The sequence below is a fragment of the Tepidibacillus sp. LV47 genome (assembly GCF_048381575.1).
Classification (GTDB): domain Bacteria; phylum Bacillota; class Bacilli; order Tepidibacillales; family Tepidibacillaceae; genus Tepidibacillus.
On the sequence record NZ_JBLWIF010000005.1, the window covers coordinates 18,565 to 42,818 of the forward strand.

Here is a 24,254-nt window from a genome sequence, read left to right on the forward strand (position 1 = left end):
CGAGCTAACTTCCTTTCTTTACCTTCCAATCGGGAGATAAAGGATTTGTCCTTCATGAATCTCTTGGTCAGATAAATGATTCTTCTCTACTATCGTTTGTACCTTGATTTGATATTTTTCAGCGATGCTTTCTAATGTATCATTTTTTTGCACAAAGTAGAGTTTAATTGTTTTTCGTGATTCTTTATTACTCTGTAATAAACTAAACAATAAATTTTTGCTCTTTTTTCTTACTTGTTCATCTTTTGGTTCTTCTTCTTTTCCTGTTTTTTCATTAACTCCTTCTTCTGTCACGTTTTCTTCTACCACTTCTATCGTTTCTTCTACAGTTTTTTCCTCTTTCTTACTGAATGATTCGTCTTGAGAACTTTCATTTATTTCCATACTTAATGACTGCTCCATTTTACTTTCTGTCGTTTCATCGGTAACGGATTGTTGTTTTTCTTTTTTAATTAATGAATAAAGAGGATTAGAACCTGTAACTTCATTTTGTTTTGGATCACTTTCTTTCGGTCTAAACCCGATTTTCATTTTTGGGGCTTGTTGTTCCTTCGGTTCTTGCGGATCCGTTTGGTCTTGCTCAGTAGATTGATCTTCCATCGTTTCGTTGACTGTTTGCTCTTCTTCTTGCGTCTCTTTTGCATCTACTTGTTCTATTTCTTCTTGTTGACCTTCCTTAGCTTCTATTTTTTCAATGTCTTTCTCCTTCTTTTCATCGTCTTCCATTTGTTTTACTGCTTCTTTTTGCCCTTCTTCTGGTGCAGTTTCTTCCTTATTTTCCATAGCGGGCTGTTCATTTATTTCTTTTTCATAAGAAATACTGGCTGAACCTTCTTGATAATCTTGGGATGATTCGTCGTCATAATTGAAATCAACGGGTGTGTCCTGCTCTTTATAAGGATGAACGCCTAGTAATTTAATATGGGCAATTAATTCGATCTGATGATCTGATAAAATTTCATAATCAAAAAAATCGATGTCGACAAATACTTGTGATGGTTCAACCACTCGATCTGCTTGGATTTGGATCGATATGGGGATTTGATATTGAAAATTCAAAGGCTCTTCTGGTTGTTCAAAAATAGATCCAGCATGAATCCCATCCGATTGTTCGTATTGTTCTTCCCATTTTTCGTTCACATAATCTTTTGCAAATTCCCCATTCAATACTAGATAACCTGAAATTTCTATGTTATTTTCTGATTCATAAACTTTGACAATTGGTTGCAATTCTAAGCTCGCAAGTTGATGAAAGCTTTTATTCTCTTTTAATTGATTTACTTTCTCACGTATTTCGAATTTCATATATGGCTGTTCCGACAACATGATCACCCCTTGCATAGGTTTCCTCGAATAAAATATATGACCATGCTGTCTAGAATAGAACTTTTACCATCATAAATTTTTCTCTTAACAAAGTTTTATCTTTCTTAGAAATTTTGTTGATTTGCAAGATAGTGATGAAGTGTATCGATAAACGTCTTTAACGCCTTTATTTGATAGGAAGTATTTGTAATCATTGAAAAATCGCGCTTAAATGGTAATCCTTTTACATTAATAATTTCAATCGAATGGTTCGCTAACTCCTTTTCAATCGCCCATCGCGATAATAAAGTGATTCCAAGACCTGACTCAACAGATTCTTTTATAAGTTGAGTACTACCAAACTCTCTCAATCTTTTCGGATTCAATTTATACATTCGAAAAAAATTTTCTGTAGCTTCTCTGGTTCCTGATCCAATTTCTCTTAAAATCCAAGTTTCTTCTTCTAAATTAGAAATACAAATTTCTTTTTTCATTTTAAATAATGGATGTTTTGGGGAAGCGACGATAAACATTTCATCTTCTAAGATCACTTCACTTGTTAAGTGCTCATTCTTTAAATTCCCTTCAATAAATCCAACATCCAATTGATGATTCAATACAAGTTCTATAATTTCTTTCGTATTATGTATCTGAATTGAAGGAGTAATTTCTGGATAATTTTGTTGTAATTGCGCAATAATGTGCGGTAGAATATATTCCCCAAATGTATAGCTTGCACCAATTATAATGGAACCAGTCGGCTTATTGATTAAATCATCAACTGAATTCTGCATTTTTACGTAAAGCCCTAGGATCTCTTTTGCATAATGAAAAACAATTTCTCCTGCTTTATTTAAACGAACATATTTATTGCTCCGCTCCAATAATCGGGTACCCATAGATTCCTCTAATGCTCGAATATATTGACTTACTGCTGGTTGGGTCATATGGAGTTCTTCTGCAGCTTTAGAAAAATTTTTTTTCTCAGCGACCATTACAAATACCTCTAAATATTGTTTCATTGATAAACCCTCCCCTAGACAGAACTACTACTCGTATTATAATACACACATACATAAGTTTTTACTTATCATCATCATTACAATGATTTATTTAATTTATGAAGAGATTTGCTTTATACTTACTAATTGTATTGCAGCAAATGATTATAAGTTTATGTTTCATGAATACTTTTCACATGAACTTACAAAATTTGATCATGGAGGTTGATTATAATGAATAAGATTCTTTTTGCAACAGATGGCTCTGAGTATTCTGAACATGCAGCGAAAATGACAAAAAAATTTTTAGAGGCTTGGCCTAAAGCAACAGCTATTGTGCTATACGTTACTGTTAAAGAAAATTATGCATATGACCTCGTACCAAATGTTGTAGACAGATATGAAGAAACCATCACAAGACAAATTGAAAACGACGTGAAGAATCGGTTATTTTCTTCTTTGAAAGACCGAGTACAATTTATGCATCGAACAGGCCATGCAAGTATAACGATTTGCAATGTTGCAAAAGAAGAGCAAGTTGATCTCATTATTGTTGGAAGTCATGGGAGAGGATTCATTGATCGTGCATTTTTAGGTAGCGTAGCACAAGGGGTAATGCACCGATCTTCAATTCCTGTATTAATCGTTAAAAAGTAAAAATTCAAATTAAAGAGGTGATATCATGGAAAATCAAAATGTAAAGATTGTTACAAAACCTTTAGATGTAAAGGTTGTTACAAAACCTTTAGCTAATTCTAATTCTAAAGGATTATGGTTAGCAGGTATTGCCTTTACTTTTGTAATCGCTGCTTTCGGATTTGCACTTTCAACGATACCAGGATTTAATCGAATGGGTCCACTTGCTAGTGCAATCATAATTGCAGTAATCTATCGTCAGTTTTTCGGCTATCCAGAAGCAATTCGGTCAGGCATTCAATTTTCAGCAAAACGTTTATTACGGTTCGCAATTATTTTATATGGATTAAAATTAAATATTGATGTCGTCATTCATCAAGGTTTAGGACTTATCGTTCGCGATTTGTTTGTCATTACTTTTGCTATTTTAGTTACGGTATGGTTAGGAAAGCTTCTGAAAGCTGATTCTTCTATGTCTTTACTTCTAGGTGTTGGAACAGGGGTATGTGGAGCAGCCGCCATTGCCGCAGTCTCTCCAATCTTAAAGGCAAAAGATGACGACACAGCAATCTCTGTAGGTATTATTGCATTAGTAGGAACTGTCTTTTCGATCACTTATACAATTTTAAGGCCTATTCTTCCTTTCTCAAACATTCAATATGGCATATGGAGTGGAATTAGTCTTCACGAGATTGCTCATGTAGCGTTAGCTGGAGCACCAGCAGGCCAAGATGCTTTAGCAATCGCTTTATTAGCAAAACTAGGTAGGGTTCTATTACTTGTACCCTTAAGTTTTATTTTAATGTATTGGATGAATCGAAAAAATGCTGCAGTTTCTGGAAATACAAAAATTGAGTTTCCTTGGTTTTTAATTGGCTTTATTCTCATGAGTTTATTTGGAAGCTATGTTCTAGGGAAGTATATTACGATTTCAAAAAGTACTTTAAATGGCATTTCCAATTTTACGTCTTTTATCTTAACAACCGCAATGGTGGGTCTTGGCTTAAACGTTAGTCTTCGTGACCTGCGCACAAAGGCATTAAAACCTTTAATTGCAATGTTAATATCATCTATCCTCCTTTCCATTCTTGCTTTCTTTATTGCGTAAAATGACTTATATAACACAAAAAAGTCCTTGATCTAGCAATAAGATCAAGGACTTTTTTGTGTTTATTTTTTTACCTTTTTTTCCTCATGTTAAATAGAAAATACAGAAGAATAAGAACGACTGCTGTTATGGCTAGTGGTGTGGTATACTTACTGGCAACGTCTCCAATCTGATCCCAACGATTTCCAAGTTGAATCCCCAACGTAATAAAGAGGATCGACCAGGGAATGATTGCCAATGTGGTATAGATGATGAACTTCCATACCGACATTTTCGCAATACCTGCTGGAATCGAGATGGCGTGTCGAACCACGGGAATAAAGCGAGCCGTAAAGATAACACCTACACCATATTTGTTAAACCAGTTTTCCGCCAGATCAAGGTGATGTTTCTTTATCAACAGGTACTTCCCATATTTGTCCAACACGGGACGACCGCCATAATATCCCAACCAATACAAGAATAATTGGGAAAAGACTCCACCAATTGTCCCAGCAATCACGGATCCGACGATGGTAATCTCCCCTTTTGAAACCAAATAGCCTCCATAGGCTAATACAATCTCACTTGGAATTACCTCAACCATTAATCCTAGCATAATTCCAAAATACCCTAAATCCATAACCCAAGATAAAATCGTTGATACTATATTCGCCATTCTCTTCCATCTCTCCAATATCTTTTAATATTAGCAATATAACTGCAAACAAAAAGGCATGTCAAGTAGACATGTCTTTTTAAATTTATATTCCTTTTTAAAAGACGGACCAAAATGAAAAAAGTTCATTTTTTTAAAAGGACTAGTATTATCTTTTTAACGACTTCAACGCCTCATATTGAATTTCTAACGTTTTAGCAATATCTTCATCCGTATGAACCGTTGACATAAAAACTCCCTCAAATTGGGAGGGTGGAATATGAATACCATGATCGAGCATATAGCTATGATATTGCTTGAAATACTCAAGATTGGATGTCTTTGCCGTCTCATAGTTATATACTTCTTTTTCTGTAAAGAAGAAACCAATCATGGCTCCTACACGATTGATATGATGAGGGATATTTAATTCCTTTGCATTTTTATCCATGCCTTCCGCGAGTAAATGCGATTTGCGCTCTAATTCCTCATAAACTCCTGGCTGCTTTAATAATTTGATCGTTGCAATTCCTGCCGCCATCGCCACAGGATTGCCTGATAAAGTACCGGCTTGATAAATTTTACCTACAGGCGCAATCTGTTCCATGATCTCCCGTTTTCCACCATAAGCTCCAACTGGAAGACCTCCGCCAATAATCTTTCCCAGTGTGGTTAAATCAGGAGTTACTCCATATAAGCCTTGAGCACTGTGTAAGCCAACACGAAAACCCGTCATCACTTCATCAAAAATTAATAAAGCCCCATATTGTTTCGTAATCTCCCGAAGACCTTGTAAAAACCCAGGTTTAGGTGGGACAACGCCCATGTTACCTGCAACAGGTTCAACGATAATCGCGGCAATATCTTCACCGAATTTTTCAAACGCAATTTTTACACCTTCTAAATCATTGTAAGGGATCGTAATCGTTTGAGCCGCAGTTCCTTCAGGCACTCCTGGGCTATCAGGCAGTCCTAATGTTGCCACTCCTGATCCTGCTTTAATTAATAAGCTATCGCTATGTCCATGGTAGCTGCCTTCGAATTTAAGAATTTTATTTCTTCCTGTATAACCTCTTGCTAAGCGAATCGCACTCATGGTGGCTTCTGTTCCCGAGTTGACCATTCGTACCATTTCAACAGATGGTACTAATTCGATGATGAGTTTTGCCATTTCTGTTTCTAATTCGGTTGGAGTACCAAAACTAGTTCCCTTTGCTAATACTTCTTGGACAAAGGAAATGACCTCGGGATGGGCGTGTCCGACAATAAGGGGACCCCATGAAGCCACATAATCGATATATTCATTACCATCGATATCGTAGACCTTTGAACCTCTTCCATGATCCATATAAACAGGATTGCGTGAAACAGAACGAAAAGCACGAGCTGGACTATTCACACCGCCAGGCATTAACTCCTTGGCAATTGCATATTGTTCGATTGAATTTCGATATCGTTCCATCCTTCTTACTCCTTTATCTGATATTGATGAATAACATTCTCTTCCCATTCTTCCATTTCTTTTGTAAAATATTGCACTCTTGTCTTTTTGTATTCCTTTGTCGAATATAGAACCGCACGCTCTGTAATTCCTGTTTCTTTTGCCATCATCTCAAGAATTTCTTCTACTTCTTGTTCACTTCGTCCATGAACCATCGTAAAGATGTTATATGGCCAATCGGGATAGGTTGGTCGAAGATAACAGTGGCTAACGGCTTGATATGCCGCCATTTTATACCCTACTTCTTCTTGCCTTTCTTCAGGAACCTTCCATACCCCCATACCATTCGCGGTAAATCCTGCTTTGCGATGGTGTAAAACTGCAGCAAACCGCCGCATTTGCCCTTTCTCCTTAAAAACCTTCGCTTGATTCAATAACTCTTCTACCGTTACTCCTGCTTCTTTCGCTAATGAATCAAAAGGACGAGAAACAATTTCTAAATCTTTTTGTAATACACGAATCATTTCAATCTCTTTCTCAGTTAATGGTTGGATTTCTTTTCTTTTTTTCTCACTATAGATCGGTGCTTCTGTTTTGTTTTTGGTTTCTTTTCCTGTCATGTCTAATTGGACACCGATTTTAAATAGTTTTAGGGTTGGTAAGATCCGAATGGATTCTACTTCAGCCATTTGACCAAGTATCTCTATCGTCTTTTCCAAACCTAATTTGCTATTTGGAGGAATTGCAATGGTAAACCAAAGATTAAATTCATGGTTCCGTTTATAATTATGGGAAACTCCAGGATGTTGATTAATGATTTGAGCAGCCTGGTCTAAACGTTCTGGAGGGATCTTTGCTGCAACAAGGCTCGATTGATAGCCAAGACTTCTCGTATCAAAGATAGCAGAGATTTGCCGAATCACTGTTCCTTTTAATGCTAGTAAACGTTCGATCACTTCTTTTTCCGAAATCCCTAACTGCTCTCCCATTGCAAGAAATGGTTGTTTTACTAATGGAAAATCTTTTTGGATGAGATTGAGTAATTCTTGGTTGATGGTATCGATTGATTGTACACTCATGTTAGTTCCTCCCTTGTAACCACTTGGCCACGTCCTTGGCAAAGTAGGTAATGATCATATCCGCTCCTGCTCGTTTCATTCCTGTTAACATCTCTAGGACAATCTTTTGTTCATCAATCCAGCCATTTTGTGCTGCTGCTTTTACCATGGCATATTCGCCGCTAACATTATAGGCAATCACAGGTAAATTAAATTGCTCTCTCACGCGCTGAATGATATCCATGTAAGCCAATGCAGGTTTTACGATTAATAAATCTGCACCTTCAGCAACATCAGATTCAGCCTCGCGAAGAGCTTCCCTCGCATTGGCTGGATCCATTTGATAAGTTTTGCGGTCACCAAATTGTGGTGCGGAATGGGCCGCATCTCGAAATGGACCATAGAAAGCAGATGCATATTTGACAGCATAGGACATAATCGGTACGTCAGTAAATCCTGCTTGATCAAGACCATAACGGATTGCTGCCACAAATCCATCCATCATATTCGAAGGGGCAATAATATCCGCTCCTGCTCTCGCTTGAGAAACTGCCGTTTTTGCCAACAGGTCAAGTGATGGATCGTTTAGAATCTTTCCTTCTTGCACGATACCGCAATGTCCATGATCGGTAAACTCACAAAGACAGGTATCCGCAATTACGATTAGTTCTGGAGCCAATTTCTTAATGAGACGAATCGCTTCTTGAACGATACCTTGATCATCGTAAGCCCCGCTTCCCACTTCGTCTTTGTTTTCAGGAATTCCAAAAAGAATCACAGCTTGAATATTGAGATCAACGACTTCTTTAATTTCTTTTTCTAGTTCATCCAAGGATAGTTGGTATACCCCAGGCATAGAAGGTACTTCATTTCGAACTTTTTCTCCATAGGTAACAAATAAAGGATAGATAAGATCGTAAGGATGAAGTTGGGTTTCGCGTACTAAGTTACGAATTGCCGCATTTTGGCGTAAACGTCGATGGCGTTTAAATTGCAGTTCCATGTCAACTACTCCTTTCATGTGGAATGTTTGCAACGCGTCTGTGTTCTCCGTGCACTCTGCAAAGTCGTCGCCTTTGCTAATCACAAACCCTTTTGATAGACTACTCTTTCGGAAATTGCTTTTACCAGTCCTGGTATGGTATATTCATCAGCCGTAACCGTTACATTCAAGCCAAGGGATGTAGCGGTTTCCGTCGTAATTGGGCCAATGCTTGCTAAAGTCACTCCTTCTAACAGCTCTTGTATAGGCTCTTCCTTAAATGCTTCGACAAAATTGCGAACCGTTGATGAGCTGGTAAATGTAATAATATGAATCTTCTTCTCTTTTAATAGGTCTAGAATTTCATCTTTATTTTCTGCATCGATCACTGTTTCATAGGCATCGATTTCTACTACTTCTAAGCCTTTTTCTCTTAATTGTTCAGGTAGAATCTTTCTTGCAATGTCTGCTCGAGGAAGTAATACTTTTTGCCCTGGTTGTAATTGATCTTTGATCGAATCAAGTAACCCCTCCGCTTTGAATTCTTGGGGAAGTACATCGACAATAAGGCTTTTTTCTTCTAATAGTTGAGCGGTTTTGGGGCCTATGGCGGCGATCCGAGCCTTTGCCATTTTCCGAATATCCACTCTCATCTTTTTTAGCTTATCAAAAAAGGATTGAACCCCATTGACACTGGTAAAAATCACCCAATCAAATTGTTCTAACTGTTGAATCACTCGGTTAAATGCTTCTGAATCTTTTGGTGGGACGATCTTAATCACAGGGAATTCTACAGGTTCCCCTCCCAATTCTTGAATCAATGAAGATAATTCGCTTGCCTGACTTCTTGCCCTAGTAACAAGAACTCGTTTGCCAAATAATGGCTTTTTCTCAAACCATTGAAGTTTTTCTCGCAGTTTGACCACTTCGCCAATAATAATGATCGCTGGTGAAGTTAATTTTGCTTCTTCTACTCTTTGAACAATATCTTTTAACGTACCAACAACGGTTTTTTGTTCAACACGAGTTCCATAACGAATCAAGGCAATGGGTGTATTTTCATCTCTGCCATTTTCCATCAGTTTCTTAGTAATGATCGGGAGATTAGAAACTCCCATCAAGAAGATTAACGTACCTGTTGCGGTAGATAGTTTCGCCCAATCAATATTGGATTCGTTCTTAGTCGGATCTTCATGACCTGTAACAATGGCAATAGATGAAGTATAGTTCCGATGGGTGACAGGAATCCCTGCATAAGCAGGAACAGCAATGGCAGAGGTAATCCCTGGAACAATTTCAAAGGGAATGTGATGTTCTGCTAAGCTTTCTGCTTCTTCCCCGACACGGCCAAAAATAGCAGGGTCTCCCCCTTTTAAGCGAGTGACAATCTTCCCCGAAAGGGCCTTCTCCACTAACAACTGATTGATTTCTTCCTGCCTAAATGTATGGTGATCTGGACGTTTCCCGACATAAATCTTTTCTGCATCTTTTTTCGCGTATTTTAATAGAGAAGGATGGGCAAGGCGATCATATATAATTACATCTGCTTGTTCAATCGCTTCTTTTCCCCGAAGCGTAATTAACTTGGGATCTCCAGGACCTGCCCCAACTAAAAACACTTTACCAATTCCCATCCATCATTCTCCTTTCACTTGAGCTAAGATTTGGTCAGCTCCCATTGCCAATAAACGCTCAGCAACTTTGATTCCTAAAGTTATAGCTTCCTCTTTAGATCCTTGGTCTTGATACTTCAGCACCGTTTTCCCGTCAACAGAAGCAACAAGACCAATAAGATTAATTTGCCCCTCATTCCATTTGGCATAAGCTCCAATGGGAATCTGACATCCGCCTTGCAAACGGTGAAGAAAAGCTCTTTCTGCTAATACGAGAGTTCTTGTAAAAGGATCATCAATTTTCGCCAACATTTGTAGGATGTCTTTATCCTCTTCTCTCGCTTGAACAGCTAATGCCCCTTGTCCAACTGCAGGAATAAAGGTATTAGGATCGAGATACTGAGTAATTCTCTCCTTCCATCCCATCCTATGAAGACCGGCAGCCGCTAAAATAATGGCATCGAGTTCCTCTGATTCAAGTTTGGCTAATCTGGTATTGATATTCCCCCGAATCGATTCGATCTTAAGATCACTTCGATAAGCGAGGATTTGTGCCCCTCGCCGTAAACTGCTGGTTCCTACTCTTGCCCCCTTTGGCAAGGTGTCAATAGTGTAATTAGAATGCGAAACAAGACAATCTCTTGGATCTTCACGCTTTGGCACAGCAGCTAATATCAACCCTTTTGGCATCTCTGACGGTATATCTTTCATACTATGTACTGCTAAGTCAATTTCACCATTTAAGAGCGCTTGTTCGATTTCTTTCACAAATAGTCCTTTGCCACCAACTTTTGAAAGGGTAACATCAAGGATTTTATCCCCTTTCGTCACGATCTCCTTGATCGTAAACTCTACATCTGGATAAAAGATTTTTAATTGTTGAATGACCCATTTTGTTTGCACCAGTGCTAGTTGACTTCTCCTTGAACCTACAATAATTTTCCTCATTGAAGAACATCCCTTTTCTGTATAATCTCCTGTTTCAACTCTTCCATGATTCGTATGAATTCTCCCTTTCTGATTCGCTTAAACACTTCATCTGCTAACATTTTCGCAAAATAATATTGCCGAGTACTTTGATCTAAGTCTTGCTTTAGAATCCATTCTCTCATTTCCGCTAAAAAACGGGTATAGATTTCATATTCTTCTCCGTAAGTTTGCTCTATTTCTTGGCGGATTTTTTTCGCTAATCCCGGACTTGCCCCATGGGTTGAGATGGATATCTGCAAATGCCCCCTTGTCACGGTTGAAGGAACCAAAAAGGTACATAATTCAGGAGCATCGACTACGTTCACGAGTTGCACCTGATGATTGACTTCCTGATAAATCCTTTGATTCACTTCTGTTTGGTCGGTTGCAATGATTATGAGAAAAAACCCTTTCATGTCCCCTTTTTGATATTCCCGCTCTAACCAAATGATTTGTTGCTTTTCCACCAACTTGTGAATTTGCTCAGTTACGGAAGGACTAATCACCGTCACTTTCGCTTTTGATTGCAGCAATCGGTGGATTTTTCTTTCCGCTACTTTTCCACCCCCGATGACAAGACAAGGGCGGTTTTCCATATTCACAAGCATTGTATAATAGTCTTTCATCAAATCCACCTCTTACCTAAAACCAATGGTGAAAAGATTGGAAATAGTGGGAAAGTAAAAAGTTCAGTAAAACCATCATGAAACAAAGAAGGTTCCACTGGGATAATTGTTTACTGCTCCAATTCCCCTTTTGCCTTTGAATGAAAAAGACAACATACATCGTGAACACAAGGATGGAGATCATTACCTTAGGATCATAGAAAAATGTAAAGCGGAAGAAGGTCGTTGCCCAAATAGATCCAAACAGCAATCCAATAAATAAAAATACATTTCCAAATAAATTGGCCAAAAATATATTTTTTTCTAATCGTTGCAGACTGGGCATCTTTTTCGTTAATAAATTCCATTTCTTCTGTTTTAACAAATGTTCATACAACAAAAAGAAAAGCGAAAACAAAGCGGACAAGGAAAAAATGCCATAACTGGTCAACGTTAAAAGAATATGGAGAAATAGAAATCGAGATAAAAAATGTTCATCGATTGTAGGCGAAGTCTCTCCGATGATTACTGCTAATAATAGCAAGAAAAATCCAACCATTATAATGGAGATTTCAAAAACATCTACCTGAAAGAAACGTTGAATCATCATCGCTAGAATGATGACAATCAATGAATAAAAATAAAGAACATCATAAATGGTTAATAAAGGAAAATACCCTTTTTTAAAAAAAGTAATAAGAAAGAGCAAAAGTTGAATCAACCCGCCAAGAAACAGACTGATCTCCGCTAAATGTTTCTTTCTGCTTGTTGTCGTAAATAGATTGGACATACGGATGCCAAGACTAAAAGAATAGAAGATGAAAACGAGAAAAATCCATCCACTCATCCTAAAACCCTACTTAAAAAACGATGTTTTCAGTTCCCATCTATGTTCTAAATAATCAAGTTCCTTGTTCTTTTTCTTTGCAAATTGCAATGAACCCTCTAGTTCTTCTTCTTTAATCCCAAAAATCTTCATGAAATACTCCATCATCAATGGAGCGTCAGGTTCAATAGCCTTTTCTTTGAGGTTAAGAATCGGCTCTTTTAACATTTGATTCACAATACTTTTGGTATGTTTGCGAATAATCGTTAAATCACGCTCAGATAAGTGAGGCAGTTTATGTTCAAGAGATTTCATCGTTTCTTCTTGAATCTTTAAACTTTTCTCTCGTAGTTTGGCAATCAAAGGAATGACCCCTAAGGTATTCACCCATTGATAAAATGCTTCAACCTCTTGCTCAATTTTCTTTTTAATTTCTTCCGCGATTCGTATCCTTTCTTGGATATTGGCATCGACGATTTCCTGAAGATCATCAATATTAAAGAGATAGACATTCTCACACTCTTGTATGGTTGGATCAAGATCCCTAGGAACGGCAATATCAATCATAAATAAAGGCCGGTTACTCCTTTTATTCATCACTTCTTCTACCTGGGTACGGGATAAAATGAAAGAATCAGCCCCTGTCGAACTAATGACGATATCCGCTCGAAATAAGGCTTGGGGTAACTCTTCCATCGTATAAGCAACCCCGTGAAAGGCAGAAGCCAAATCCCTTGCTTTCTCAAGGGTTCGATTGACAACCATGACGTTTTGCACACCGTGGGAATGTAAATGAATTGCCGTTAGTTCGCTCATCTCCCCAGCGCCAATAATCAATACCGATTTATCCTCAAACCGTTCAAAGATCTTCTTAGCCAATTCAACAGCTGCATAACTAACCGATACCGCATTTTGTCCGATTCCTGTTTCTGTATGAACTCTTTTTCCAAAGGTAATCGCCTGTTTAAACAAATGGTTGAAAATCGTTCCTGTCCCTTGATATTTCTGCGCAATGAAAAAAGCTTCCCGAACCTGGCCTAAAATCTGGGTTTCACCAACAATCATCGAATCTAATCCAGTGACGACTTTAAATAGATGATCGGTCGCTTCTTGATCTTGTTTGACATATAAATAATGAATGAATTCTTCTTTGGGAAGGTAAAACCACTCGGACAAAAACCGTTTAATAAAATGCTCTCCTGTATGCAACTGATCAACGACCGCATAAATTTCTGTCCGGTTGCAGGTGCTGACGATTACGGCTTCTAAAATACTTTTCATTTGTTTTAATTGGGACAATGCCTTTGGGAGTTCTTCTTCTTGAAAAGTGAATTTTTCCCGAATCTCTACAGGGGTTGTTCGATGATTCAACCCTACTACTATTACATACATAACCCATACCCACCCATAGTTCCAGTTTGTATCCGTATCCATTTCATTTAACTCCATTATAACATTGATCGATTAAATCCACACTTTTTTTTTGAACCGATTCAAATCCTCTTACATATGATACTGTGAAAGAAAATAGGCAAACGTGGAGGTGCCTTATGTTTACTAAAATCTTGAAAACAAGCCTTACAATCTTATTACTTACAACATTTACATTTTTCGCCGGATGTTCTGATTCTTCCACACCCAAAACCCAAGAAAAAATTCGTTTAGCAGAAGTGACCCACTCCATCTTCTATACGCCATTATATGTGGCCATAGAGAAAGGATTCTTTAAAGAACAAGGATTAAATGTGGAACTATTTAATGCCAATGGCGGGGATAAAACGATGACAGCCCTTGTCAGCGGCAGTGCAGACATTATTCTGGTGGGAACGGAAACAACCATCTATGTCTACAGCCAAAATGCCAAGGATCCTGCTATCAACTTTGCCCAATTAACGCAAACAGATGGTTCTTTCTTAGTATCAAGGGAACCCATTAAAAACTTTTCCTGGGATCTATTAAAAGGAAAAGTCCTCCTTGGCCAAAGAAAAGGGGGAATGCCAGAAATGGTTAGTGAATATGTACAAATGAAAAACGGTATTCGTCCAAAAGTGGATAACACTATTATCCAAAATGTTGACTATGCCAACTTAGGTCCAGCATTTGTCTCTGGAACAGGTGACTTTGTTCAATTATTTGAGCCGATTGCTTCCAAAATTGAAGCAGATGGAAAAGGGTATGTGGTTGCTTCTTTTGGTAAAGATAGTGGAAAATTACCTTACACCGTATTTATTACAAAACAAAGCACCATCGAAAAAAATCCAGAAAAGATCCAAAAATTTACCAATGCCATTTACAAAGCCCAACAATGGGTAGAGAATCACACAATAGAAGAAATTGCCGATGCGATTTCTCCTCAATTCCCTGAGTTCGATCGGAAACTCATGTTACGAGTATTGGATCGCTATCGCTCTCAAGGGTCTTGGGCAACCAATCCCATCATTGATGAAGAAGAATATCACAACCTTGAAAAAGTGATGGAAAATGCCGGCGAATTAAAGTCAAAAGCACCTTATGAAAAGATCGTCAATACTGATTTTGCAAGAAAGGCTATGAGATAAGAGAAAATTGTCATTCCTGCTAAAAAACGGAGTATTCCACTCCGTTTTTTTTTATTAGATGATTTGTAATTGTAACGCACTTCTTTTCTCCATACCTTTAACCTTTTTTGAAGTCATCGCTTTTGCAACTCACTTACTACCTTTGAGAGGAGAAGCTTTGCAAATTACTTACTACTTATATTCACAAACGTCTCAATATCTTGCTCAATCAATTTGAGTGAATTACGCCAAAAATCAACCTGTGTCACATCAATCCCCATGGTTTTGGTGACATCGGCAATCTTCATTTTTCCTGTCACCGACAGAAGTTGATCGTACTCTTTGACAAATTCTTTTCCCCGTTTTAGATACTCTGCATATAACCCTTTGGCAAATAATAAGCCAAAGGCATAGGGAAAGTTATAAAAATTATAATCGGCAAAATAATAATGAGGCTTACAAACCCACATATATGGATGTAAGTATTGGTGATCTAAGCCATTGCCATATGCTTCTTTTTGCGCATTGAGCATCACTTCTTTTAGTTCATCCACCGATAATGAGCCTTCTTCCCTTCGTTTAAAGACTTCACTTTCAAAGAGAAAACGGCTATAGATATCAACAATTACTTGGCCTGCGTCGGAAATATCGTTTTCTAAAATAAACAATGCTTCCTCTTCTTCAGCCTGTTCTAATGCTGCATTCTTAACGATCGTCTCACAAAAGATGGATGCTGTCTCTGCAAGGGGCATGGGGTAATCGCTATTTAAAATCGATTCTTCTGCTAGACAAGCCCCGTGATAAGCATGACCCAATTCATGGGCTAAAGTGGTGACATCGCTAAAACTACCTGTAAAGTTCGATAAGATACGGCTTTCTTTAATTTCATGTAAATTAGAACAAAAAGCTCCACCGCGTTTTCCTTCTCTCGGTTCTGCATCAATCCACTGATGTGTAAACGCATGCTCGGCAAAATCGGCTAAACGGTCACTAAATTGGCGGAAATGGGTCACGATGAAATCCCTTGCCTCTTCATAGGTATACTTTTTGTCAACTTTACCGATTGGTGCAAATAAGTCGTAAAAGGGTAGACCATTTTGATGCCCTAACATTTCGGCTTTTTTGCGATAGAACCGATGGAAAGATGGTAGACTTTCGCGAATGGCGGTAAGCATTGCGTCTAAAATTTTCTGGTCCATTCTAGAATCGATTAAGGTTTTTTCTAATGGCGAGGTATAACCTCTCATTTTGCTTTCAGTAATCACTTCACCTTTAATCCCGTTAAGACTTGCAGCTGAAGATTCTTCAATCTTTCTATAAGCTTTGAGTTCTGCTTCATAAGCTGTTTTTCGAACGGTAGGGTTCGCATCATAAGCCATATTTCTGACAACAGGCAAAGGGAGTTGTTTGTCTTCACCATCAATCGTAATGTCAACGAGTAAAGTAGAAGTTAATAATTCCTGCAATTTCGACCAAGCACTAGATCCCGTATTTTTCATTTTTGCAAGAACCACTTCTTCTTTATCACTTAGAAGATAGCGACTTTTCTCCACTAACTCTTGGAGATAAAAACGATGTTCTTTAAGGTTAGGGGATGTAGGAATCAGTTGGTCTAGATTGGAGATTTGGGAAAGCCACTTTTGGAATTTGACATTAGGTTCCTTTAATTCTGTCCCTAATTCTTCTAAACGCTCTACTGTTTTTAATGCTTTTTCATTTTTCGCTTCAACACTTAATGTTAATTCGCCAAAATGGTAGAGACGATTATACCGGTTTAAAAAAGAGATTTGCATTTTTAAATAGTCTTCAATTTTCCGAACTGCATTTTCTGAAGAATTCAACTCCAGTTCGGTCCACTTCTTAATCTGTTCAATCTCATGAATCGCCATTTCTAAATCCCTTTTCAATTCTTCAGAATCTAGAGATGGATATAACGCAGCTAAATTCCATCTCATCTCCATGATCGAATCCCCCTCTATATAAGGTTCGAAATGTTTTGGCTATTACTATTACAATTTGCTCTACTATTATATAAGGATTTCCACTTCATTCTAGAAAATCCTACTAACCCACATTTCTTCATGAACCCAACACCTGCCTAGTGAATAGGATAACTTGAAGGAGTGATGAGGATGAATAACATCACCATTACCTTAGAAAAAGTCAGCAAAAATTACCATACAAAAACAGAAGAAATTGTTGCAGTAAAAGATATCTCTTTTACGGTAAATACAGGTGAGTTTGTCAGCTTAGTTGGACCAAGCGGTTGTGGAAAAAGTACGATTTTATCCATGATCGCAGGGCTGTTTCCTCCATCCGAAGGGATAATTATGATCGATGATCAAATCGTCGAAGGTCCCTCGCGAAAGATTGGCTATATGTTACAACAAGATTACCTATTAAAATGGAGAACGATTGAAGACAATATCTTTTTAGGTCTTGAAATTCAAGGACGTTTAGATTCCATTACAAAAAAACATGCACTTTATCTATTAGATGAAATGGGATTATCCGAATATGCAAAAACCTATCCGAATCAACTTTCAGGAGGAATGAGACAGCGTGTTGCCTTGGTAAGAACACTTGCAACTAACCCTGATATTCTCTTACTTGATGAACCTTTTTCTGCCCTTGACTATCAAACGAAACTAAAATTAGAAGACCTCGTTGCAAAAACCATTAAAAAGCATCAAAAAACTGCGATTTTGGTTACTCATGACCTTGGTGAAGCGATTGCAATGTCTGATCGAGTGATTATTCTTGGGAAAAACCCCGGCTATATCAAAAAAATCATTGAAATCCCAGAGTTCCTAAGAAATACAACGCCCTTCTTAACGAGAGAAAAACCCGAATTTCAAACCTATTTTGAGATGATTTGGGAGGAGATGGATGACCATGATTAAACGCTTTTTAAGCCAGGGGGCCAAGTCAGAAGATCATGCACAGTATCTTATCCAAATTCGTAAGAATCAAATCTATGTAAGAATTGCACAAATCATATTATTGATTTTCTTTATCGGAATGTGGGAAGTTGCTGTTCGTTTTGGCCTTGTCGATGAATTCCTATTTAGCCGTCCGAGCAAAATTTGGGATCTTTTCGTGCAAATGCTTGCTACTGGAGAACTACAACACCATATTTATGTTACATTGTTTGAAACAGCCGTTGGTTTTATTTTAGGTACTGTTCTTGGGACACTCTTAGCTACATTGATTTGGATCTCCCCTTTTATGGCAAAAGTCTTGGATCCTTATTTGGTGGTTTTAAATGGAATGCCAAAAGTCGCTCTTGGTCCTATTTTTATCGTTTCTTTTGGCGCTGGATATGTATCGATTATTGCGATGGCGCTAGCGATATCGATTATCATCACGACAATTGTCGTATATACCAGTTTTAAAGAAGTAGACCCTAATTACTTAAAACTGGCGCAAACTTTTGGTGCGAGAAAATACCAAACTTTTTTCAAAATCATTTTGCCTGCATCGTTTCCTACGATCGTTTCTACGTTAAAGGTCAATGTTGGCTTATCTTGGGTTGGTGTCATCGTTGGCGAATTTCTGGTTTCCAAAGCAGGGTTAGGTTATTTGATCATTTATGGATTTCAAGTGTTCAATCTCACATTAGTGATGATGAGTTTGTTGATTATTAGCATTGCAGCGACACTCATGTACCAAATCGTTGCTTATATTGAAAAGAAAATCCTATCAACCCATGAATAGTTTACTAATGTTGCTTCTACATAAGGCTACCATCTGGTGGCCTTCATTTTTTTTGTAAAGTAAAATTTTTTAAAGCAGGATTACATCCAATTAAATTAGAATTATTATAATCTAGGTTAGCAATCTGACAAATTCTTTAATAAAAATATGAACTTTTAATGAAATTCCAAAAAAAGATGAGTGTTTTTGACAAAATCTGTTATATTCAAACTAAAATTACTTTTAAAAAGGGAGATTTTTTAATGCGATTACGGAACCAACTGCTCCTTTATATTTCCATTTATATTCTCATTCCTTTTCTTATTTTTGCATCAGTAGCGATTTATCTCGTCAATCAATCTTCAACGCAAAAAGAAAAAGAATATTTTATAAAAAACATTGATAATCTATCAATGGAAATGAGTCAATACCTATCTTCCGTTGAATCAAGCTTAGATATATTTTCGCGAAACTCAGCAATCGTTTCATCCTCACTCAATGAGAAAAAAGCGTTATTAAAAAATTTTTACGATCAGATGGACAATGTGGTTAAAACGATTTATCTGATCGATCAAGATGGCCAAATCATTACCCTCTATCCAGAAGCAAAAGAAACGGCTTCCCTAACGTTTAAAAATAAACCTTGCTTTTTAGAAGTGAAAAAAAGTAAAGAAAAACTTTTCACTGGACAAACCACTTCATTGCTTACGAAGAAACCAACTTCTTGTATCGCAGAACCCTTACTTCTTCGAGATGGCCGCTTTGCCGGAATGATCGGCATCGAATTAAGCTTTGAAAAAGTAAAAGAGAACATTCTAAAAAAAGGGTATTCTGACTATTCCTATTTTCTATTAGACGCAAATCAAAATATCATTGTATCCGACCATAGAGATTTAAATCCCCATCCAACTTTCTTTAAAAACTTAGTAAATGATTCTTCTCCATTACAAATTCAAGAGATCACACTGAATGATGAAAAGCATTATGTAACCTATTCTACTTTAAAAGATTACCCTTATACGATTGCCGCATTTGTACCTGAAGAGCGGTTTTTAAAACCTGTCTATCAATTACAACTTCAATTCATCATCTGGGTGATCTTCTCGATTGGTAGTGTGTTACTACTCGGTTATGTATTTCGCAAAAAAATCTTAGATCCATTAGAGCAATTTGCAAAAATGACGAGAAGAATAACCGAAGAAGTCTTGGGTGATTCTCTTTCTTCATTCAATGAAAGGATTGAAATTAAGAATAAAGGGGAACTCAGTGATCTAAGTGAACATTTTAATCAGATGCTGCACGCATTAAAATTAAGAGAAGATCGCCTCTATCAACGGAGGCTTGACCTTATCCGAACGACTGTTGAATTGCTAGAATTAAATGATCCTTATACTGCAGGACATTCTTATCGGGTCTATGAATATTCTTCTTTAATCGCAAGTAAGCTCGGATTACCGAAAGATCAGATCCGGGATATTGAGACAGCAGCGATTCTTCATGATATCGGCAAAATCGGGATTTCATTAGACATTTTAAATAAACCGGGTAAATTAAATCCGAATGAATATAAGTGTATCAAACAACACCCTGTGATTGGTGCGAAAGTTCTCGAAAGAATTGACCAATTTGATCGGGTAAAAAATGCAATCCTTCACCATCACGAACGTTTTGATGGAAATGGGTACCCTTCAATGTTTAAAGATGAAGAAATCCCAATTGAAGCTCGAATTATCAGTGTAGCTGACGCATTTGATGCAATGACATCAAATCGTCCTTATCGCCGAGGTATGAGTATGGAACAAGCTTATCATATCATTAAAGAAGAAAGTGGAAAACAATTCGACCCCCTAGTTGTTGAAGCCTTCACAAGGGTATATAATCAGCATTATGATCTATTAAAACAGATCCACATGTCTCAAGAATATGGCCTTGTTTCCTATTTAGCGAATTGAAGAGTGGAGGATTTGAAGTGAAAAAGGGAATGATTGCTGATTTGATCTTATTATCGGTGGCTCTAATTTGGGGAACCACCTTTGTTGTTGTCCAAAATGCGATAGCCATTTTACCCCCTTATACGTTTAACGGGATTCGTTTCTCTATCGCATCGATTTTTTTGCTTCTTTATATCTTAATGAAAAATCGAAAAGGAGTCGTTGAGCTTGGTAAAAAAGGATGGAGTTCAGGTATTATTCTTGGAATCTTCCTTTTTGGCGGATATGCCTTCCAAACCATTGGATTAACCTATACTACTGCAGCAAAAGCAGGGTTTATTACAGGATTATCTGTGGTTTTGGTTCCTTTATTTTCTATTTTCTTGCTAAAAATTTTGCCAAAATGGCCAACGATTTTAGGAGTTTCTTTAGCTACGATTGGCCTTTATTTGATGACGATGATGGAAGGAGGACATTTTGCATGGGGAGATACACTTGTGTTCCTTTGTGCGATCTTTTTTGCTTTACATATCGTATTTACAGGAAAATTTGCTCCCCAATACGAAACCCTTTCCCTTGCTTGGATCCAAATTACGACGGTTGCATTATTAAATGGAATCGTGATGTTCTTATTTGATGATTTCGAGCAATTAAGTTTTCACAATTTCATTCAAAAAGATGTTTTGATTGCATTATTGATTACTTCACTTTTGGCAACAGTATTCGCATATGTTGCCCAAACAACCTTTCAAAGTTATACCACACCTACAAGAGTAGCAATTATTTTTGCAATGGAACCTGTATTTGCTGCCATTACCTCTTACATCGTTCACGATGAGGTGATGAATCATTGGACCATCATAGGAGGTTTACTGATTTTTATCGGAATGATTATGGTCGAATTGCCTCCAGATCTATTCCAATCCATCTTTCAACTGATAAAGCGAAAAGGTCGTGTCTCATGACACGACCTTTTTTAATTCATCCCATAATTGATCCCGTCCTTGTCCCGTATCTGAAGAAAAAATAATAAAAGTATCATTGGGATCAAATTGTAACGTTTCTTTAGCAATTTTCTTGTGTTTTTCCCATTTTCCCTTAGGAATCTTGTCTGCTTTGGTTCCAATTACGATAACGGGAATATGATAATGCTTTAACCAATCATACATCATCTTATCATCTTTGGTGGGGGGATGACGCAAATCGGTTATTAATAATACCGTTTTTAGATTCTCACGACTGGTTAGGTACTTCTCGATCATTTCACCCCATTGTTCCCGAACCGTTTTTGATACTCGTGCGTACCCATAACCGGGTAAATCAACAAAATAAAAATTTTTGTTAATCCGATAGAAATTAATCGTTTGCGTTTTTCCAGGTTTAGAGCTGGTACGTGCTAAAGATCTTCGTTGCAACATTTTGTTAATTAATGAAGACTTGCCAACATTAGAACGCCCTGCCAAAGCAATCTCTGGTAGGCCATCATTTGGATATTGTTCCGGTTTGACCGCACTAATCACCATTTCTGCATTGATTATTTTCATTTTTTCACCAAGGCCTTTTTTAAGACCTGATCCATATGTTCAACAAGAACAAATTCTAAATCCTCTTTAATGCTCTCAGGAATATCCTCTAAATCTTTTTCATTCTCCTTTGGGATGATCACAGTTTTGATTCCGGCTCGATGGGCAGCTAACGATTTTTCCTTTAACCCTCCAATGGGGAGAACCCGGCCACGTAACGTAATCTCTCCTGTCATCGCAATACTTCTTGAGACAGGAATTCCTGTCAAAGCAGAAACAAGGGCAGTTGCCATCGTGATTCCAGCTGAGGGTCCATCCTTAGGAATTGCGCCTTCAGGTACATGAATATGGATATCGTTTTTCTCCGTAAATTCGGGATCAATATTGAATTCCTTGGCTTTCGAGCGAATATAACTAAATGCAGCTTGAGCCGATTCACGCATGACATCACCAAGTTGTCCTGTGAGAGTGAGTTTCCCTTTTCCTGGAAAGATGGAAACTTCAACCGTTAACGTATCTCCCCCAACAGGGGTCCAAGCTAATCCCGTAACCGCTCCAATCTGATCTTCCTTCTCAGCGATTCCATAGCGATACATAGGTTTGCCTAAAAATTGGCTTAAATTCTTTGCGGTAACAATTACTTTTTTCTTTTCCTCGGAAACAATCATTTTAGCTGCTTTGCGACAAAGGGTGGCAATGGTTCTTTCCAGATTACGTACTCCTGCTTCCCTTGTATAACGACGAATAATTTCCATCATGGCTTCATCCTGAACCTGCATTTTATCTTTGGATAAACCATGCTCTTTCATCTGTTTTGATAAAAGATAGTTTTTCGCAATATGCAACTTTTCTAGCTCGGTGTAGCCGGAAATGGGTAATACTTCCATCCGATCTAAAAGGGGTCTAGGAATTGTATGGGTTGAATTTGCAGTCGTGATAAACATGACTCGAGATAGATCATAGGGAATTTCAATATAATGATCACTAAAAGAATAATTTTGTTCAGGATCAAGAACTTCTAACAGGGCAGCTGCTGGATCACCGCGAAAATCAGAAGCCATCTTATCAATCTCATCTAAGATAAAAACAGGATTGATGGTTCCAGCCGTTTTCATTCCTTGAATAATCCGTCCAGGCATGGCTCCTACATAAGTTCTCCGGTGTCCCCGTATTTCTGATTCATCTCGAACACCACCTAAAGAGATGCGTACAAACTTTCTTCCAAGTGCCCGAGCAATCGATTTGGCCAAAGAGGTTTTACCAACTCCAGGAGGACCAACGAAACAGAGAATCGGCCCTTTTAATTTCTTGACTAGTTTTTGGACAGCAAGATATTCGAGAACTCTTTCCTTCGCTTTTTCCAACCCATAATGATCTTCATTTAAAACCTCTTCTGCATGTTTAATATCTAAATCATCTTCGGTACTTTCTGTCCATGGTAAGTCTAATAGCCAATCCACATATGTACGAATGACTCCCCCTTCAGCAGAGGTAGTAGGGATCTTTTCTAGACGGTCGATCTCTTTTTCGATCTTTTCTTTAACATAATCAGGTGCTTCCAACTTCTCTAGTTTAGCCCGAAGTTCGTCAACTTCGGCTTGACGTCCTTCTTTGTCGCCTAATTCTTTTTGAATTGCCTTCATCTGTTCGCGCAAATAATATTCTTTTTGCGTCTTTTCCATCTGTTTTTTGACACGTTGGTTGATTTTTCTCTCTAATTCAAGAACTTCCCTCTCATTATTTAATATATGTAATATTTTCTCTAAGCGTTGTTTTACCGAGGTAATCTCTAAAATTTCTTGTTTATCTTTAATTTTTAAAGGAAGATGGGAAGCAATAACATCCGCTAGTTTCCCTGCATCATCAATGTCACTTACTGCGGCCAAAGTTTCAGGAGTAATCTTTTTCGACATCCTTACATATTGCTCAAATTGTTCCAACACCATTCTCATTAAAGCTTCAACTTCTAGCCCTGTTGAATCCGTCTCTTCCATTTTGATAAATATGACTTCAAAATGGCTATCTTCTTTTATGTACTCGATAATTCTTGCTCGATAAAGCCCCTCTACCAATACACGAATCGTTCCATTCGGAAGTTTTAACATCTGTCGTACCTTGGCTACTGTTCCAATGCGATAGATATCGTGAATACTTGGCTCATCAATTTGAATTTCTTCTTGTGTCGCCAAGAGAATTTGGGCTTCTTCTTTCATCATGGCTTGGTCAAGAGCCTTTACTGATTTATCCCGCCCAACATCCAAATGAAGTACCATTCCTGGATAGACCAATAGTCCTCTTAATGGTAAGAGTGGGAGTGATTTTCTTTCGTTATCTGTAGCCATGATTGTCACCTCCAAACTGATCGTTTAGGATCGTTTTACAGATG

The 24,254-nt window shown here is 37.7% G+C and carries 21 protein-coding genes; 7 read left to right on the forward strand and 14 right to left on the reverse strand.

The window, feature by feature from the left end; genetic code table 11:
* Positions 1–18: 18 nt before the first annotated feature.
* Together ACMW72_RS07190 and ACMW72_RS07195 are read right to left on the reverse strand one after the other, a co-directional pair.
* Complete coding sequence (locus ACMW72_RS07190) at positions 19–1,323, reverse strand: LysM peptidoglycan-binding domain-containing protein (protein WP_418368172.1); 1,305 nt, start codon at positions 1,321–1,323, stop codon at positions 19–21.
* Positions 1,324–1,430: 107 nt separating this feature from the next.
* Positions 1,431–2,327, reverse strand: a complete 897-nt coding sequence (locus tag ACMW72_RS07195) for a LysR family transcriptional regulator (RefSeq protein WP_418368173.1) — start codon at positions 2,325–2,327, stop codon at positions 1,431–1,433.
* Between the two features lie 213 nt (positions 2,328–2,540).
* On the opposite strand from ACMW72_RS07195, the gene ACMW72_RS07200 reads away from it, so the two are divergent.
* Both ACMW72_RS07200 and ACMW72_RS07205 read left to right on the forward strand, forming a co-directional pair.
* Positions 2,541–2,963, forward strand: coding sequence for a universal stress protein (locus ACMW72_RS07200; RefSeq protein ID WP_418368174.1), 423 nt, complete (start codon positions 2,541–2,543; stop codon positions 2,961–2,963).
* 25 nt (positions 2,964–2,988) lie between these two features.
* Positions 2,989–4,050 (forward strand): YeiH family protein, encoded by a 1,062-nt coding sequence (locus ACMW72_RS07205; protein WP_418368175.1) that lies wholly within the window; start codon positions 2,989–2,991, stop codon positions 4,048–4,050.
* A 70-nt stretch (positions 4,051–4,120) separates the two neighbouring features.
* Here ACMW72_RS07205 and ACMW72_RS07210 read toward each other — a convergent pair whose 3' ends face one another.
* From ACMW72_RS07210 to hemA, 9 genes are all read right to left on the reverse strand, one after another.
* Positions 4,121–4,708, reverse strand: a complete 588-nt coding sequence (locus ACMW72_RS07210) for a DedA family protein (protein ID WP_418368176.1) — start codon at positions 4,706–4,708, stop codon at positions 4,121–4,123.
* 148 nt (positions 4,709–4,856) lie between these two features.
* On the reverse strand, positions 4,857–6,149 hold the full coding sequence (gene hemL, locus ACMW72_RS07215) for a glutamate-1-semialdehyde 2,1-aminomutase (protein WP_418368177.1): 1,293 nt from the start codon (positions 6,147–6,149) through the stop codon (positions 4,857–4,859).
* Between the two features lie 5 nt (positions 6,150–6,154).
* Positions 6,155–7,207: an Lrp/AsnC family transcriptional regulator gene (locus ACMW72_RS07220; RefSeq protein WP_418368178.1), complete on the reverse strand. Its 1,053-nt coding sequence runs from the start codon at positions 7,205–7,207 to the stop codon at positions 6,155–6,157.
* 1 nt (position 7,208) lies between these two features.
* Entirely contained in the window at positions 7,209–8,189 is a 981-nt protein-coding gene (gene hemB, locus ACMW72_RS07225; RefSeq protein WP_418368179.1) for a porphobilinogen synthase, read from the reverse strand.
* A gap of 80 nt (positions 8,190–8,269) precedes the next feature.
* Positions 8,270–9,802, reverse strand: coding sequence for a uroporphyrinogen-III C-methyltransferase (gene cobA, locus ACMW72_RS07230; RefSeq protein WP_418368180.1), 1,533 nt, complete (start codon positions 9,800–9,802; stop codon positions 8,270–8,272).
* A 3-nt stretch (positions 9,803–9,805) separates the two neighbouring features.
* Entirely contained in the window at positions 9,806–10,729 is a 924-nt protein-coding gene (gene hemC, locus ACMW72_RS07235) for a hydroxymethylbilane synthase (RefSeq protein ID WP_418368181.1), read from the reverse strand.
* On the reverse strand, positions 10,726–11,376 hold the full coding sequence (locus tag ACMW72_RS07240) for a precorrin-2 dehydrogenase/sirohydrochlorin ferrochelatase family protein (protein ID WP_418368182.1): 651 nt from the start codon (positions 11,374–11,376) through the stop codon (positions 10,726–10,728). Before ACMW72_RS07240 ends, hemC begins: the two co-directional genes overlap by 4 nt.
* A gap of 16 nt (positions 11,377–11,392) precedes the next feature.
* The gene (gene ccsA, locus ACMW72_RS07245) at positions 11,393–12,202 is read right to left on the reverse strand and encodes a cytochrome c biogenesis protein CcsA (RefSeq protein WP_418368183.1); all 810 of its coding nucleotides are present in this window, start codon (positions 12,200–12,202) and stop codon (positions 11,393–11,395) included.
* A 9-nt stretch (positions 12,203–12,211) separates the two neighbouring features.
* Positions 12,212–13,615, reverse strand: a complete 1,404-nt coding sequence (gene hemA / locus ACMW72_RS07250) for a glutamyl-tRNA reductase (RefSeq protein ID WP_418368184.1) — start codon at positions 13,613–13,615, stop codon at positions 12,212–12,214.
* Between the two features lie 116 nt (positions 13,616–13,731).
* On the opposite strand from hemA, the gene ACMW72_RS07255 reads away from it, so the two are divergent.
* Entirely contained in the window at positions 13,732–14,739 is a 1,008-nt protein-coding gene (locus tag ACMW72_RS07255; protein ID WP_418368185.1) for an ABC transporter substrate-binding protein, read from the forward strand.
* Between the two features lie 164 nt (positions 14,740–14,903).
* Here ACMW72_RS07255 and ACMW72_RS07260 read toward each other — a convergent pair whose 3' ends face one another.
* Positions 14,904–16,679 carry a M3 family oligoendopeptidase gene (locus ACMW72_RS07260; protein ID WP_418368186.1) on the reverse strand — a complete coding sequence of 592 codons (1,776 nt, stop codon included), beginning with the start codon at positions 16,677–16,679 and terminating at the stop codon, positions 14,904–14,906.
* A 171-nt stretch (positions 16,680–16,850) separates the two neighbouring features.
* Here ACMW72_RS07260 and ACMW72_RS07265 point away from each other — a divergent pair, with 171 nt between their 5' ends.
* The 4 genes from ACMW72_RS07265 to ACMW72_RS07280 all read left to right on the forward strand — a co-directional run bounded on the left by ACMW72_RS07265 (position 16,851) and on the right by ACMW72_RS07280 (position 21,310).
* Positions 16,851–17,621, forward strand: coding sequence for an ABC transporter ATP-binding protein (locus ACMW72_RS07265; protein ID WP_418368187.1), 771 nt, complete (start codon positions 16,851–16,853; stop codon positions 17,619–17,621).
* Positions 17,614–18,435, forward strand: a complete 822-nt coding sequence (locus ACMW72_RS07270; RefSeq protein ID WP_418368188.1) for an ABC transporter permease — start codon at positions 17,614–17,616, stop codon at positions 18,433–18,435. The genes ACMW72_RS07265 and ACMW72_RS07270 overlap by 8 nt, the downstream gene beginning before the upstream one ends.
* 242 nt (positions 18,436–18,677) lie before the next feature.
* Positions 18,678–20,366 carry an HD domain-containing phosphohydrolase gene (locus ACMW72_RS07275; RefSeq protein WP_418368189.1) on the forward strand — a complete coding sequence of 563 codons (1,689 nt, stop codon included), beginning with the start codon at positions 18,678–18,680 and terminating at the stop codon, positions 20,364–20,366.
* Positions 20,367–20,383: 17 nt separating this feature from the next.
* Positions 20,384–21,310 carry a DMT family transporter gene (locus ACMW72_RS07280; RefSeq protein ID WP_418368190.1) on the forward strand — a complete coding sequence of 309 codons (927 nt, stop codon included), beginning with the start codon at positions 20,384–20,386 and terminating at the stop codon, positions 21,308–21,310.
* Here the strand turns inward: ACMW72_RS07280 and yihA are convergent.
* On the reverse strand, positions 21,305–21,889 hold the full coding sequence (gene yihA, locus ACMW72_RS07285; RefSeq protein WP_418368191.1) for a ribosome biogenesis GTP-binding protein YihA/YsxC: 585 nt from the start codon (positions 21,887–21,889) through the stop codon (positions 21,305–21,307). The two genes, ACMW72_RS07280 and yihA, sit on opposite strands and share 6 nt — an antisense overlap.
* Entirely contained in the window at positions 21,886–24,210 is a 2,325-nt protein-coding gene (lon, locus tag ACMW72_RS07290) for an endopeptidase La (protein ID WP_418368192.1), read from the reverse strand. Before lon ends, yihA begins: the two co-directional genes overlap by 4 nt.
* Positions 24,211–24,254: the final 44 nt, after the last annotated feature.

Coding starts and splice junctions, on each gene's coding strand:
- ACMW72_RS07195 (WP_418368173.1), bottom strand. CDS start 2,327: ATGAAACAATATTTAGAGGTATTTGTAATGGTCGCTGAGAAAAAAAAT.
- ACMW72_RS07200 (WP_418368174.1), top strand. CDS start 2,541: ATGAATAAGATTCTTTTTGCAACAGATGGCTCTGAGTATTCTGAACAT.
- ACMW72_RS07205 (WP_418368175.1), top strand. CDS start 2,989: ATGGAAAATCAAAATGTAAAGATTGTTACAAAACCTTTAGATGTAAAG.
- ACMW72_RS07210 (WP_418368176.1), bottom strand. CDS start 4,708: ATGGCGAATATAGTATCAACGATTTTATCTTGGGTTATGGATTTAGGG.
- hemL (WP_418368177.1), bottom strand. CDS start 6,149: ATGGAACGATATCGAAATTCAATCGAACAATATGCAATTGCCAAGGAG.
- ACMW72_RS07220 (WP_418368178.1), bottom strand. CDS start 7,207: ATGAGTGTACAATCAATCGATACCATCAACCAAGAATTACTCAATCTC.
- hemB (WP_418368179.1), bottom strand. CDS start 8,189: ATGGAACTGCAATTTAAACGCCATCGACGTTTACGCCAAAATGCGGCA.
- cobA (WP_418368180.1), bottom strand. CDS start 9,802: ATGGGAATTGGTAAAGTGTTTTTAGTTGGGGCAGGTCCTGGAGATCCC.
- hemC (WP_418368181.1), bottom strand. CDS start 10,729: ATGAGGAAAATTATTGTAGGTTCAAGGAGAAGTCAACTAGCACTGGTG.
- ACMW72_RS07240 (WP_418368182.1), bottom strand. CDS start 11,376: ATGAAAGACTATTATACAATGCTTGTGAATATGGAAAACCGCCCTTGT.
- ccsA (WP_418368183.1), bottom strand. CDS start 12,202: ATGAGTGGATGGATTTTTCTCGTTTTCATCTTCTATTCTTTTAGTCTT.
- hemA (WP_418368184.1), bottom strand. CDS start 13,615: ATGGATACGGATACAAACTGGAACTATGGGTGGGTATGGGTTATGTAT.
- ACMW72_RS07255 (WP_418368185.1), top strand. CDS start 13,732: ATGTTTACTAAAATCTTGAAAACAAGCCTTACAATCTTATTACTTACA.
- ACMW72_RS07260 (WP_418368186.1), bottom strand. CDS start 16,679: ATGGAGATGAGATGGAATTTAGCTGCGTTATATCCATCTCTAGATTCT.
- ACMW72_RS07265 (WP_418368187.1), top strand. CDS start 16,851: ATGAATAACATCACCATTACCTTAGAAAAAGTCAGCAAAAATTACCAT.
- ACMW72_RS07270 (WP_418368188.1), top strand. CDS start 17,614: ATGATTAAACGCTTTTTAAGCCAGGGGGCCAAGTCAGAAGATCATGCA.
- ACMW72_RS07275 (WP_418368189.1), top strand. CDS start 18,678: ATGCGATTACGGAACCAACTGCTCCTTTATATTTCCATTTATATTCTC.
- yihA (WP_418368191.1), bottom strand. CDS start 21,889: ATGAAAATAATCAATGCAGAAATGGTGATTAGTGCGGTCAAACCGGAA.
- lon (WP_418368192.1), bottom strand. CDS start 24,210: ATGGCTACAGATAACGAAAGAAAATCACTCCCACTCTTACCATTAAGA.